Consider the following 13,102-nt stretch of genomic DNA (forward strand, 5'->3'; position numbering starts at 1 on the left):
GCCCCGGAATGACGACAATCTCCAGTATCTTCTCATCTCCTGTGGGCGCGCTGTGGACGAGCGCGATGCTTGCTTGAACGCGGGGGGCACGAACCCTAAGGGTTCAGGCAGCACGCGCGGTGAGGGATGCCGGCGTCACCTCGTTTTGCCAGTTTCATTGGGAGTACCAAGATGGCCACCTCCGCCGCCGTTCGCGACGACGAGCCCGCGACGAAATTTGCCAAGGACCAGCTCAAATCCATCATCGAGCGCATCGAGCGGCTGGAGGAAGAGAAGAAGGCGATCTCCGACGACATTCGTGACGTCTATGCCGAGAGCAAGGGCAACGGCTACGACGTCAAGGCGCTGCGCACCATCGTGCGGATGCGCAAGCAGGATCCCAACGAGCGCGCCGAGGCCGAGACCATTCTCGAGACCTACATGCAGGCGCTGGGAATGATCTGAGGTCTGTACTGTCGTCCTGGCGAGAGCCAGGACCCATAGCCACAGGCCGTGGTTATTGCGAAGGCCGGCAGTTGCATTATCGTCGTGCGGGATTGGTACCGCGCTTCATCGATAGATTCCGCGGTATGGGTCCTGGCTTTCGCCAGGACGACACCAGTGTCGTGGGTCCATCGAGGGAAACGCCGTGACTGCGCCGCCGCTACCGCGCGAGGTGAGCCGTGCCTTCGACGCTCTTCCGGCGCCGATCGGCAAGCGGCTGCTTCAGGTGCGTGCGCTGATCTTTGCGACCGCTGCGGCGCATGACGACGTCGGCCCGCTCACCGAAACGCTGAAATGGGGCGAACCCGCTTATCTGACCGATGAGACCGGCAGCGGCTCTACGATCCGGCTCGGGCGCGTGAAGGACTCCGATCGCGCCGCCATTCTCGTCAACTGCAGGACGACGCTGGTCGATACGTTCCGCGAGCGCTTTCCCGATCAGTTCGAGTATCGGCAGACGAGGGCGTTGCTGTTGCCGGTATCCGGCGCGCTTCCGAAGCAGCAGCTCACCGTCTGTCTCTCGCTGGCGCTGACGTATCATCTGGATCGGCGGGTCAGGAAAGCGAGATAGAAGCTGCGGGTTTCGACACTATAGTCTTGGAAATGGCGAGCACGCCGTTGCGCCGGTCCGGCGCGCAGCCTCTATCGGCAGGATTGTCGGTCTCGTCTCAATTGCCGCGTCCGCGTTTGGAGTCTCGTCCCGCCTGCGCCCGCTTGTTGGCCTGCGAGACCCTTCCGATTTTTCCGGCGGAAGTTTCTTGATCCGGCGACGGCTTGGGATGGGCCGCATGCCGTCATGCGAAGTTGGGGTCGTCTGCGGTCGGGAAAACTGACGTGTCCGACGAAGTGCCAGCGCCCGTCGCGCCGCTTCCCCGAGCTCCCGTCGTGCCTCAAACTTTCGGATGCGCCTCAGCTCGTTCTTGACGCGCTTGATGGCGGCAGCGAAGACCGATTGGCGCCGGTTTGCGTGCTCTGCCGTTCCGGAGAAACTCTTGCCGCGCGGGTCGGTCGTCCCCTTTGTTTCGCGGCGTCGATGCCGCGACAATGTACGCTCCCTGTCGCGCAGATCCCGTAGCCGGTCGCGAAGGCCCTCAAGTCGATCGCGCCCCATCTCTCCAACCACGGGATGGTGCGTATTCAATGTGACTTCGCGCTCGTCCTGGTTCAGAAGGCTGAGCTCAGACTTGCTTGGAACTGACATCGCACGCTCCCTTCCGGGTTTTTCGCGCATTGCCACGATGCGCGTTTGGAATGCGCAGCGATACCGGGTGATTACCCGTTGGAAGTGGGGGAATCCTCCTTAGTGCATATGCGCGCCAGGCTTGGGCAAAATCCGTTTATCTGTCGTCACGGACAAGTGAACCCAGTGCGCGCGCACCATCCGGGCCACGACATTGTGTTCGTGGAAATACCGCCTCAGCGCAACGCGGCGGTGCGCACGACGAAGGAGGTCGTATCGAGCTTCGCGGTGGCGCTGCCCGAGAAGCTGTCGCAGGACAGGCCCTGCATCGGATCGTCGGTGAAGCCCACGGCGATCACGGCCTGCGGCTTGACGAAATAGCCGCGCAGCGCGGTCATATCGAGCTCGCCCATCAGCGTCACCGACATCGCGCGGCTGGCGCTCGGCGACAGCATCACGATCTTGAGCCAGATGCTCTCGCCCTTGGCCGCGGAGAGCCGGGTCGCGGTTGCGACCATGCCGTCGACGCTCTTGCCGACCACCGTGTTGATCTCGGTTGCCTGGGCGCCGCTGCGGGACGCGGCGGCGGGACGGGCCGAGCGCGGGATCGGCGCGGAAGCGGCAACGACGTTGGCGCGATCGACCGGGGAGGCGGCCGGTGCGTAAGCCAGCGCCTGAAGAGTTGCGTTGGAGACGCTGGCGGTGGGCTGCGGATCGGTCGCGGCGGCAAGCGCCTGGCGGGCCTTCAGCGCGGCGATCTGCGCCGGTGTCGCCTGCTGCGGCGTCGCCGGAGTGTCCCAGAAGCCGCGGGCATTGATGATGTCGGCCGGGGTTTCAGGCTTGCCGGCCGCCGGCTTGTCAGCCACGGGCGCCGGCTTCGGCTTGGGCGGCGCAACGATCTGCGCATCGGCCGAGGCGAGCTGCAGCGTGGCGGCGACCTGCGGCTTGGCGCGCGGCGTCGGCACCGGATCGGCCGGCCTGGCCGCAGCGGCGACCACGGTGGGCGCCGCGGGCTTGGCGGCCGGGGCTGGTGCGCCCTCGTCATCCTCGTCGTTGCTGCTGGCTGCCGGCGCCGACTTGCTCTTGAACAGGGCGGCAAAGAAGTTCGGCTTGCTGGCACCGTCGTCACCGTTGCCGCGGCGCTCGATCTCGGCCTTGGCGAGCTCATAGCCCTTCAGCGGCGTGCCGTCGGTCGGCAGATGCACCGTCTTTCCGTCCGGGAAGACGCGGGCGAGCTGGTCATGCGTCATGCGCGGCCAGTGCCGGATGCTGCCGGTGTCCAGATGCACGAAGGGCGAGCCGGAGGTCGGATAGAAGCCGACACCGCCGCGCTGGAGGCGCAGGCCGGCGAAACGGATCTGCTCCAGCGGCACGCCCGGAATGTAGAAGTCCATCGCATGCCCCAGCATGTGCTGGCTGAAGCGCGCCACACCGGAGGAACGGCGGCGGAGCATCGCGTTGGTGGCGGGGGAGCGGTAGGAGGAGATGATCTGGATCGGCTGCTTGCCGTCGACGTCGCGATAGACTTCCCAGAGGATGTCGAACAGGTGACGGTCCATGACCGTCTCGTCCTGGGTGCGCCAGTCGCGGAGGAAGTGGTTGAGCTGCTTCAGCGACGCGTCGTCGTAGCGGCCGTCGCGCTTGAAGGTGACGGTGAGGTCTTCGCCGGAATGGGTGTGGTGGAAGGAGAGCGTCTTGGTCTCGTTCAGCGCGGCGGCATTATGGACCGAACCCGCGGCAGCAAGCAGCAACACGGCAGCAAGGCCGATCCGGGATCCGGCCTTCACTCCCGCATGGGACAACGACAGCACAGCGAATTGGCGTGCAAGACCAGTCAGCACGTATGAGCCCACCCAGTCGACGAGCGTTCAAATGGACTCTCCCGCCAACCCCGTTAGCGCGAGAAAGAGGATGAACGCTTTATTAAAGCGAGAAGGTTAATTCGAGGTTGACCTTCCCGCCCCCAAACCAAGTCAGAATACAAACCTAACCGGTTGAGTGTGGCAAAAAAACGCCCGCTGCCCGGGGCCCGGGTGGAGAATGGTTAACGTGAAACGCCCCCATCCAGGGGACGGGGGCGTTGATTTTATTGCAGAATTTCAGGAAGCGAGCGGCCGGGCCGGGCTCAGCGGGTAAACACCCGCTGCGGCCTGCGGCCGACCGGAGCCGGCGGCGGGGTCGGGGCGCCGAACAGCCGCTCGAAGAAGTTCGGACCGGACGAGCCGAAGCCGCCGCCATTGTTGGCCACTGCCACGCCCGAGGGCAGCGTCGTTGCCGGGCGCGAATAGCTCGGCTGGGAGTGCGCGACGATATTCTCGAGGTCCTTGCCGCGGCTGTTCTTCAGGATGTTGATCATGGTCGCGTCGCGGCCATAGACGTCCTTGCGGAATTGCAGCTTGCCGGCATCGTCCACGAACGCGGTCTGATAGGTGATGTTGACCGGAATCGGGGTCGGGAATTTCAGGTCGATCTCGCTCTTGCCGTACATGCTGCGCACGCGCTCCGGCGTGTACTTCTCGTTCGGCATGGCGATGTTGAGCAGAACGGAGGCGTACTGATCCGGGTTCTGCACGCGCATGCAGCCGTGGCTGAAGGCGCGGTCTTCCTTGGCGAACAAGTTCTTGTCCGGCGTGTCGTGCTGATAGACCAGGAACTTGTTCGGGAAGTTGAAGCGGATGCGGCCGAGCGCGTTGGCTTCACCCGGCGGCTGCGAGATGTGCACGGAGCCGTCGCGGTTCTGTTCGAGCTTGAGTCCCATGCGCTGAAGCACGGTCGGGTCCTGCTGAAGCGCCGGCAGGTATTCGTTGTAGACGATCGACGGCGGCACGTTCCAGGTCGGGTTGACCGTGATGTACTTCATCGTTTCGGTGAGCAGGGGCGTCGCGTGCTGGCCCGGCTTGCCGGTGACGACGCGGGTGGTCCAGACCTGCTGGCCGCGCTGCATCACCTTCAGCGTGTAGTCGGGAATGTTGAGGATGACATAGGCATCGCCGAGCGAGGGCACACCGAGGTCGCGCGGCAGCCAGCGCCAGCGCTCCATGTTCACCAGCACCGTGTCGATCTGCTTGTCGCGCTTCGGGGTGTTGATCGCCTTGACCGTCTTGTCGTCGAGGATACCGGTCGCCTTGATCTCGGCGCCGTTCTGGAATTTGCGCACGGCTTCCGCGACCGCGGCGTCATAGCGGGTGTCGCTCGCATTCTCGGTGATGCCGAGCTTGGCGCGGAGCTGCGGCACGCGCGGATCCTCGACGACGATTTCAGCCTGCTTCTTGCCGGCGGGGGTGTATTTCAACGCCGGGCCGTCGGCGATCTCGATCACCGGGCCGCTGCCCTGGCCGCGGAGCTCCGCGAGCTTCGCCTTCAGTTCCTTGTAGAGCTTCTGCGGCGGGTTGTAGCTGTCGAGCGCCGCGGAGGCGTCAGCCGCGGTCGTGACCTTGGCGAGCACCTCGCTCGGGTCGACCGGATGCTCGGGATAGAGGATGTCGGCGCTGACCTGCGACCAGTGCATGCGGCCGCTCTGGGCCTGGCGCGCATAGTCGAACATGCTGGCGGTGAGCTTGAGCTCGGCGTCGGCGAGCGCATCGGGGGTCGTGGCGGCGGCGAAATCCGGCACCGGATAATCGGTCGGATTGAGGCCGTCGGAGGCTGCATCCTTCAGCCGCGCGATCACGCCCTTGGCCGCGGCGGTCAGGCTGCCGGCTTGCGTCCACACCGGCGCGAAGTCGCGGGCGCCGTAGAACTTCTCGATCGCCGCGCGCTCGTTCTTGCGGTCGAAATGGCGCGAGGTCTTGGCGCCGATGATATCCTTCAGCTTGTCGGCGACCGGCTGGTCGGCGGCGGGCACGCTGCTCGCAGCCTTGACCGGCTCGGCGGCAGGAGCCGCTGCGGTGGCGGGAGCCGCAGGCGCAGCCGGCGCGGTCGTCGCAGTGTCGGCCTTTGCTGGTTCAGATTTGGCGGGCTCGGTCGTCGCGGGCTCCGTTTTAGCCGTCTCGCTCTTCGGCGCCTCGGTGGCGGGCGTGGTGGCGACGTCGGACGGCTTCGTCTCAACCTTGTCCGGCGCGGGAGCGGCTTCGGCCTTCACGGGTTCCTTGGCCGGCTCCTTCGCGGAGTCCTGGACCGTGGCGGTGGCGTCGAGCTTGATGTCGGAGGCAGTCGGGGGCGGGACGTTGGCGGGCTCGGGGCGCGGGATCGCGGCTTCGATCGCGAGCTCGGCGGCGCTGCTGCGCGCCTGATCCTGCGCCAGGGCCGAGCTGGCCGACACCGTGAGGAAGGTTGCTGCGACCGTCATCAAGACACGGTCAAAGCCTGCACGGTGGTTCAAACAGTCACGCATTGTGTCGCACCCCTCGGGTGAACTGTCCCTCGTGGAACAGCTTTGTTATCGCCTAATTGAGCTTCGGCTAAACCGCGCCGGCCTCTCGAAAGTTGCACGCCTGCACGCAACGATTCATACGCAGACGATATACAGGCCCCGATTTTGCAGCCAGCGCTACCCGGGACAACTCACGACAAACTGACTTCAAGGGAGCCTCTTGGCAACGGATTGTGCGCCTCTGCCGCGCGCTTTTCCCTCTGTCTGTCACTTCCAGGTCACGGTTCAAATCGCAGTCGAATTCTGTCGTCATGCGAACGGCTTACAGTCGCCTCGCGCCGTCGCGCGAACCTCCGTTCGCATGAGGCTCAGTGCGTCTCCTCGCCGCTTTTCCCGCCATGTCCGGGAACCCCGGCCTCGTCGAGTTTTCGGTAGAGCGTGGACCGGCCGATTTTGAGGCGGCGGGCGACCTCGGACATCTGCCCGCGGTAATGCGAGATCGCGAAGCGGATGATCTCGTTCTCCATGTCCTCCAGAGGGCGGACGTCGCCGGTCGCGGTCAGCATGGGAAGAGTTCCCACCGAGGGGAGCGGCGCAATCGGTATTTCGCTACCCGACGACACAACGGAAGGCGCCGCGATCGGTTCGAGCATCAGCGGCGCGGTCGGAATCTCGGTTGCGGGATACGGCTGCGAGGCGAGCAGCGGGAAATCGCCAAGGCCAAGCTGGTCGCCCTCGCTCATCACCACGGCGCGGTACACCGCATTTTCGAGCTGGCGGATGTTGCCCGGCCAGTCGAGCTGGGCGAGATGCGCCACGGCCTCGCCGCTGATGCCGGTGATGGTGCGGTTCTCCTCGGCGGCAAAGCGCGCCAGGAAATGCCGGAGCAGATGCGGGATGTCCTCGCGCCGGGTCCGCAACGAGGGGATCGTCAGCGGCAGCACGTGCAGGCGATAGAACAGGTCTTCGCGGAAATGTCCCTGCTTCACCCGTTCCAGCAGCCTGCGATTAGTTGCCGAGATGATGCGGACGTCGACCTTCACCGGCTTGCGGCCGCCGACGGCCTCGACCGCGCCTTCCTGGAGCGCGCGCAGCAGCTTGACCTGCGCAGCCAGCGGCAGCTCGCTGACCTCGTCCAGAAACAGCGTGCCGCCGTGGGCCTCGACGAACTTGCCGGTGTGGCGTTCGGTGGCGCCGGTGAAGGCGCCCTTCTCGTGGCCGAACAGGATGGACTCGACGAGGTTGTCGGGGATCGCGCCGCAATTGACCGCGACGAACGGCTTGGCCTTGCGCTCGCCGCTGCCATGGATGGCGCGCGCGAACATCTCCTTGCCGACGCCGGACTCGCCCTCGATCAGCACCGGGATCGAGGAGTTCGCCGCCTTCTGCGCGGTGCGCATCACGCCGGCCATCGCCTCGGCGCGGGTGATAATGTCGGAGAAGGTCAGCCGGCCCTCGCGGCTGTGACGGATGCGCTGTAGTTCACCCTTGAGCGCGGAGGCGTTGAGCGCGTTGCGAAGCGAGACCTGGAGCCGCTCCATGCCGACCGGCTTGACCACGAAATCGGCAGCACCGGCGCGCATCGCCGAGATCACGTTGTCGATGCCGCCATGGGCGGTCTGCACGATCACAGGCACGCTGAGGCCGGCTTCGCGGATCTTCGCCAGTACGCCCATGCCGTCGAGGCCGGGCATCACGAGGTCGAGGATGACGCCGTCGATCGCAGGTGCATCGGGGGCGGTGAGGGCGGCGATCGCGGCGTCGCCGGAGTCCACGACGACCGTCTCATAGCCGCATTTCTGCACCATGTTCTCGATCAGCCGGCGGGCTACAGCGTCGTCGTCGGCGATCAAAATACTGGCAGCCATGGTGTTCCCCGCACGCTACTACTATCTGTCTCGAATCGGGGCACTCTGGCCGAAGCCGATTAACGCACTCTTAAACCTTGATGCCCTGGCCCGCCGCCGCGCTTGTTGAACACAGGTTTCCCACACAATGAATTCGCGCTCCAAGTCCGCTCTCGGAAAGTCTGCCTTGAAGAAGCCCGCTCCCAGCAAACCCGCTCTCCGCAAGCCGAACACCAGGACATCCGCCGCCAAGAAAGCCATCGTCAAGGCAAAGCCCTCCAAGTCTTCACTCGCCAAGTCTTCGCTTGCCAAGCCTTCACTCGCCAAGCCTGCGAGCAAGACCGGCAGGCTTCCGGAATGGAACCTCGCCGATCTCTATTCCGGGATCGACGCGCCGGAAGTGGCGCGCGATCTCGAAAGGATGGATGCCGATTGCGTCGCGTTCGAGACCGACTACAAAGGCAAGCTCGCGACAGGGACAGCAAATGAAGATGGCGGAAAATGGCTCGCCGAGGCCGTGCGACGCTATGAGGCGATCGACGATCTCGCCGGCCGTCTCGGCTCCTATGCCGGTCTCGTCCATGCCGGCGACAGCGTTGATCCCAAGATTTCAAAGTTTTACGGCGATGTCTCCGAGCGGCTGACGGCGGCGTCCACCCATCTTCTGTTCTTCGCGCTCGAGCTCAATCGTGTCGATGACGATATTTTGACCCGTGCGATGCAGGCGCCGGAGCTCGCACATTACCGTCCCTGGATCGAGGATCTGCGCAAGGAGAAGCCCTATCAGCTCGACGACAAGCTCGAGCAGCTTTTCCTGGAGAAGGCGCAGACCGGCTATTCCGCCTTCAACCGGCTGTTCGACCAGACCATCTCCGGCCTGCGCTTTAAGGTCGGGCCTAAGGAGCTCGCGATCGAGCCGACGCTCAATTTGTTGCAGGACCGCGACGGCGCCAAGCGCAAAACCGCGGCAGAGGCGCTGGCGAAGACCTTCAAGGCCAATGAGCGCACTTTCGCGCTGATCACCAACACGCTGGCCAAGGACAAGGACATCTCCGACCGCTGGCGCGGCTTCAAGGACGTCGCGGATTCGCGCCACCTGAACAACCGCGTCGAGCGCGAGGTGGTGGATGCGCTGGTGGCCTCGGTGCGCGCGGCCTATCCAAAGCTGTCGCATCGCTATTACGCGCTGAAGGCAAAGTGGTTCGGCAAGAAGCGGCTGGCCTATTGGGACCGCAACGCGCCGCTGCCGTTTGCGGCGACGGACGTCATCGGCTGGCCTGATGCGCGCAACATGGTGCTGACGGCCTATCGCGGCTTCTCGCCCAAAATGGCCGACATCGCCGAGCGCTTCTTCACCGACCGCTGGATCGACGCGCCGGTGCGTCCGGGCAAGGCGCCGGGCGCGTTCTCGCATCCGACCACGCCGTCGGCGCACCCCTACGTGCTGATGAACTACCAGGGCAAGCCGCGCGACGTGATGACGCTCGCCCACGAGCTCGGCCATGGCGTGCATCAGGTGCTGGCGGCCAAGAACGGCGCGCTGATGGCGCCGACGCCGCTGACGCTGGCGGAGACCGCGAGCGTGTTCGGCGAGATGCTGACCTTCAGGCGGCTCCTGGCGCAGACCAAGAGCGCCAGGCAGCGCCAGGCGCTGCTCGCCGGCAAGGTCGAGGACATGATCAACACCGTGGTCCGGCAGATCGCCTTCTATTCCTTCGAGCGCGCGGTCCACACCGAGCGCAAGAACGGCGAGCTCACCGCGACGCGGCTCGGCGAGATCTGGCTGTCGGTGCAGGGCGAGAGCCTGGGGCCGGCGATCGAGATCAAGGCCGGCTACGAGAACTACTGGATGTACATCCCGCACTTCATCCATTCGCCGTTCTACGTCTATGCCTATGCCTTCGGCGATTGTCTGGTGAACTCGCTCTACGCGGTCTACGAGAACGCGGCCGAGGGCTTTGCCGAGCGCTATCTCGATATGCTCGCCGCCGGCGGCACCAAGCACTATTCCGAGCTGCTGCGGCCGTTCGGGCTCGATGCCAAGGATCCCAAATTCTGGGACGGCGGCCTTTCGGTCATTGCCGGGATGATCGACGAGCTGGAGGCGATGGGCTGAGGCGTCGGGCGCGCGGGCGCCTGGCCGCCTCGGGTTCCCGCGCCCGCGTTGAACGTTCGCGCCGGAGGCGAGACTAATCCTGTAGATACTTGATTTATTTTTTCAATTCTTGATTGCCGATCGCTTTTTGTTGCTCGGGAGAGGCTCGCATGCCCGACCAGGGACAGGTCCCGCGACCTGGCGCAGCACGGAACGCCGCAGCCTTCGAGGAGGAAACGCCCTGGTGCGAGAAGCATCAGCAGATCGTGCGCGACGAGATCGAGGCCATCAACACGCGCCGCGAGGAGGCGCGGCAAATCGACCCCGACGGTATCGTCGCCTGCCAGATGCTCGACGTCGTCGGGCTCGCCTTGTCGGGCGGCGGCATCCGCTCCTCGGCCATGTGTCTCGGCGTGCTCCAGGCCTTGAACCACCACGATTTGATCGGACGGATCGACTATCTCTCCACCGTATCGGGTGGCGGCTACATCGGCACCTCGCTCAGCACGACCATGACGGTGACAGGCCGTTTCGTGTTCGGCGAGCGGCCGACCGGGGAAACCGTGACCGCCAGCGAGATCAGCGACACGCCGTCGGTCGGGCACATCAGGAATTATTCCAACTACCTGGTCCCGGCCGGCTTCCGCGATCTCCTGACCGGGATTGCGATCGTGGCGCGCGGCCTGATCGCCAATATCGGGCTGACGCTGCCGGCGGTGCTGCTGCTCGCCGCCGTTACCATCTGGTCGACCCCGCTGCGGAGCTGCCTGACGGTCGCGAACTTCTTCGGTGTCGATCTTGCCGACGGCGCTTCGCCGCAATGTGAGCTGCACCATTTCGGCTGGATCGCGGACCGTTTCGGTTTCGCCGCCATCGGCGCGATCGTTGCGCTGGTGCTGCTTGCCTGCGGCGGAATTGCCTATCTGCTCTCACGCGCGGAACGGGGCATCGGCCCAACCGTCTTCCTGACCTATGCCGCGGGCATCGCGTTCCTGCTTGGCATCGCGTGCGACTTCGCCCGCGTCCTTCAGATCAGGAATTTCGCGCTGACGCTGGCAACGGCGATCATCGGCATCGGCCTGTTCTTCGGCTGGGCGCTCAAGCAGTCATTTGCAAGTCCCGAGAACCGCCAGGAGTTTCGCTCGCATTGGCCGACGGCCGGCGCGACCTTCCTGGTGCTGCTTGCCGTGATCGCGTTCTTCGAGTTCCAGCCCTTCATGCTGTTGCAGATGTTCGATGTCGTCGACAGCAACACGATCGGCGGGCCGGTCGGCGGCGTCGCCGTCACCTGGATCAAATCGCTCGCCGCGATTGCCGCGCCGATCGGCATATTCGTCACGGCCTTCAGGCAGCAGTTCGCCGAACTCCTGAAGGGCAACAGCGTATCCTCGCAATGGGGCTCGCTGGTGCTCGCGATCATCGCCAAGGTCGCGCTGTGGATCGCGGGATTGGCGCTGCCGCTGATCATCTGGGTCGCCTATCTCTATCTGTCCTATTGGGGCATCGCCAACGATCCGATCGAAAAATGCCAGGCGCCTCTGACCGTTATTGCGCAGAAGGGCTGTCTCGCCGCCAATAAATCGACTGTGCCCGCGTCGGCAAACCTGTCGGGCAAGATCGAGTTCGACGCGGCTGCCGGCACCCTCTCGGCCGAGATCACGCCAAAAGCTGCCGCAGCGACGGCGACGACGGACTGGTTGACGCCGGTATCCCACGTTCCGGCGTGGCTCGCATTTGCCGCGGGCAATGTCGCAAGACAATTCGATTGGACGGATCGAGGCTCCGGCTACGCGCACAGCCTGCCCGTGGTGATCCTGTACGCGCTCGTCGGCATGCTGCTGTTTGCGATCTCCTGGTCCCTGACGCCGAATGCGAATTCGCTGCACCGCCTCTACCGCGATCGGCTGAGCAAGGCTTTCCTGTTCGACCCCGGCCGCTCGGCAGACGGCAATATCGCGCGCGCCGAGGCGAGCCTCGACCAGGGGCGCGATTTCAAGCCGCTCGATCGCATGAAGTTGAGCGAGCTTTTCGTGGTCGCGGACGACAGTGCCACGACGACCGATCGGCCGGCCGCGCCGAAGCTGCGGGCGCCCTATCATCTCATCAACACGGCGCTCAACATCCAGGGATCGGACTTCGCCAACCGGCGCGGCCGCAATGCGGACTTCTTCGTCTTCTCGCCGCTCTATGTCGGCAGCGAGGCGACGCGCTACGCCAGGACTCCGGCGGTCGAGCGTCTCGAGCAAAGCCTCGATCTCGCCACCGCCATGGCGATCTCGGGGGCGGCGGCGTCGTCGAATATGGGCTCGAACTCGATCAAGGCGCTGACGCCGACGCTGGCGCTGTTGAACGTGCGGCTGGGCTACTGGCTGAGCAACCCGCGCTATGTCGGGGCCGCCGCCCGGCCGCAGCGCCGCTCCACGCCGCTGTTCCTGTGGTCGGAAATCTCGGGCCGTCTCTACGAGAACAGCGACGGCGTTTATCTCACCGACGGCGGCCACATCGAAAATCTCGGCGTCTACGAGCTGCTGCGGCGGCGCTGCAAGGTGATCGTCGCGGTCGACGCGGAAGCCGACGCACCGATGAATTTCGCCTCGCTGATGAAGCTGCAGCGCTATGCCCGCATCGACCTCGGGGTCCGGATCGATCTGCCCTGGACGCCGATTCGCGACCGCACGCGCGCCATCATGGCGGAGAACGCCGACAGGAAGTCCGCACAAGCGTCCTCCGGCGCCGCGGACGAGGCCCCGCACGTCCATGTGGCGATCGGCAGCATCGACTATGGCGGCGATGACAAGGGCTATCTCGTCTATATCAAGTCCTCGCTCTCCAGCGACGAGAACGACTACATCCGCGACTATGCGCGGCGGAACGACACCTTCCCCCACGAGACCACCGGCGATCAGTTCTTCTCGGAGGAGCAGTTCGAGGTCTATCGCGCGCTGGGGTTCCACATGACCCATGGCTTCCTGGCCGGCGACCATTCCGTGGCGGTCGGTCCCGGTACGGATCCGCGCATGGCGCGATTTACCGAGGCGGGCGAGAAGGCGATCGACGCGGTCCGCGCGGCGCTCGGTCTTCCGGAGCCCCGGCGACCGACCGTGAGTGTCACCGCCACAATGATCGATCAGGGCTGAGCGGCGCGAGAGCCCGAATTCCCGGCAATCGGAATTCCAAATGACCTG

7 protein-coding genes are annotated in these 13,102 nt (G+C 65.0%); 4 read left to right on the forward strand and 3 right to left on the reverse strand.

Annotation, left to right across the window (positions count from 1 at the left end; all coding sequences use genetic code 11):
- Positions 1 to 171: 171 nt before the first annotated feature.
- Together AAFG50_RS08380 and AAFG50_RS08385 are read left to right on the forward strand one after the other, a co-directional pair.
- Positions 172 to 444 carry a DUF2312 domain-containing protein gene (locus AAFG50_RS08380; protein ID WP_008136868.1) on the forward strand — a complete coding sequence of 91 codons (273 nt, stop codon included), beginning with the start codon at positions 172 to 174 and terminating at the stop codon, positions 442 to 444.
- A 184-nt stretch (positions 445 to 628) separates the two neighbouring features.
- On the forward strand, positions 629 to 1,054 hold the full coding sequence (locus AAFG50_RS08385; RefSeq protein WP_011089870.1) for a hypothetical protein: 426 nt from the start codon (positions 629 to 631) through the stop codon (positions 1,052 to 1,054).
- Between the two features lie 845 nt (positions 1,055 to 1,899).
- Here AAFG50_RS08385 and AAFG50_RS08390 read toward each other — a convergent pair.
- The 3 genes from AAFG50_RS08390 to AAFG50_RS08400 all read right to left on the reverse strand — a co-directional run bounded on the left by AAFG50_RS08390 (position 1,900) and on the right by AAFG50_RS08400 (position 7,843).
- The gene (locus AAFG50_RS08390) at positions 1,900 to 3,516 is read right to left on the reverse strand and encodes a DUF882 domain-containing protein (protein ID WP_028173017.1); all 1,617 of its coding nucleotides are present in this window, start codon (positions 3,514 to 3,516) and stop codon (positions 1,900 to 1,902) included.
- Between the two features lie 272 nt (positions 3,517 to 3,788).
- The gene (locus AAFG50_RS08395) at positions 3,789 to 5,996 is read right to left on the reverse strand and encodes a L,D-transpeptidase family protein (RefSeq protein WP_028173018.1); all 2,208 of its coding nucleotides are present in this window, start codon (positions 5,994 to 5,996) and stop codon (positions 3,789 to 3,791) included.
- A gap of 347 nt (positions 5,997 to 6,343) precedes the next feature.
- Positions 6,344 to 7,843 carry a sigma-54 dependent transcriptional regulator gene (locus AAFG50_RS08400; RefSeq protein ID WP_011089866.1) on the reverse strand — a complete coding sequence of 500 codons (1,500 nt, stop codon included), beginning with the start codon at positions 7,841 to 7,843 and terminating at the stop codon, positions 6,344 to 6,346.
- 127 nt (positions 7,844 to 7,970) lie between these two features.
- Between AAFG50_RS08400 and AAFG50_RS08405 the strand changes: the two genes are divergently transcribed.
- Positions 7,971 to 9,938, forward strand: a complete 1,968-nt coding sequence (locus AAFG50_RS08405) for a M3 family oligoendopeptidase (RefSeq protein WP_028173019.1) — start codon at positions 7,971 to 7,973, stop codon at positions 9,936 to 9,938.
- Positions 9,939 to 10,087: 149 nt separating this feature from the next.
- Positions 10,088 to 13,054 carry a cell division protein gene (locus AAFG50_RS08410; protein WP_028173020.1) on the forward strand — a complete coding sequence of 989 codons (2,967 nt, stop codon included), beginning with the start codon at positions 10,088 to 10,090 and terminating at the stop codon, positions 13,052 to 13,054.
- Positions 13,055 to 13,102 lie beyond the last annotated feature (48 nt).

Source organism: Bradyrhizobium sp. B039 (assembly GCF_038965675.1).
Taxonomy (GTDB): Bacteria; Pseudomonadota; Alphaproteobacteria; order Rhizobiales; family Xanthobacteraceae; genus Bradyrhizobium; species Bradyrhizobium diazoefficiens.

Bases quoted from the DNA above. Each gene is read 5' to 3' on its own strand.
- AAFG50_RS08400 (WP_011089866.1), bottom strand. From the start codon at position 7,843: ATGGCTGCCAGTATTTTGATCGCCGACGACGACGCTGTAGCCCGCCGG.
- AAFG50_RS08405 (WP_028173019.1), top strand. From the start codon at position 7,971: ATGAATTCGCGCTCCAAGTCCGCTCTCGGAAAGTCTGCCTTGAAGAAG.
- AAFG50_RS08395 (WP_028173018.1), bottom strand. From the start codon at position 5,996: ATGCGTGACTGTTTGAACCACCGTGCAGGCTTTGACCGTGTCTTGATG.
- AAFG50_RS08410 (WP_028173020.1), top strand. From the start codon at position 10,088: ATGCCCGACCAGGGACAGGTCCCGCGACCTGGCGCAGCACGGAACGCC.
- AAFG50_RS08380 (WP_008136868.1), top strand. From the start codon at position 172: ATGGCCACCTCCGCCGCCGTTCGCGACGACGAGCCCGCGACGAAATTT.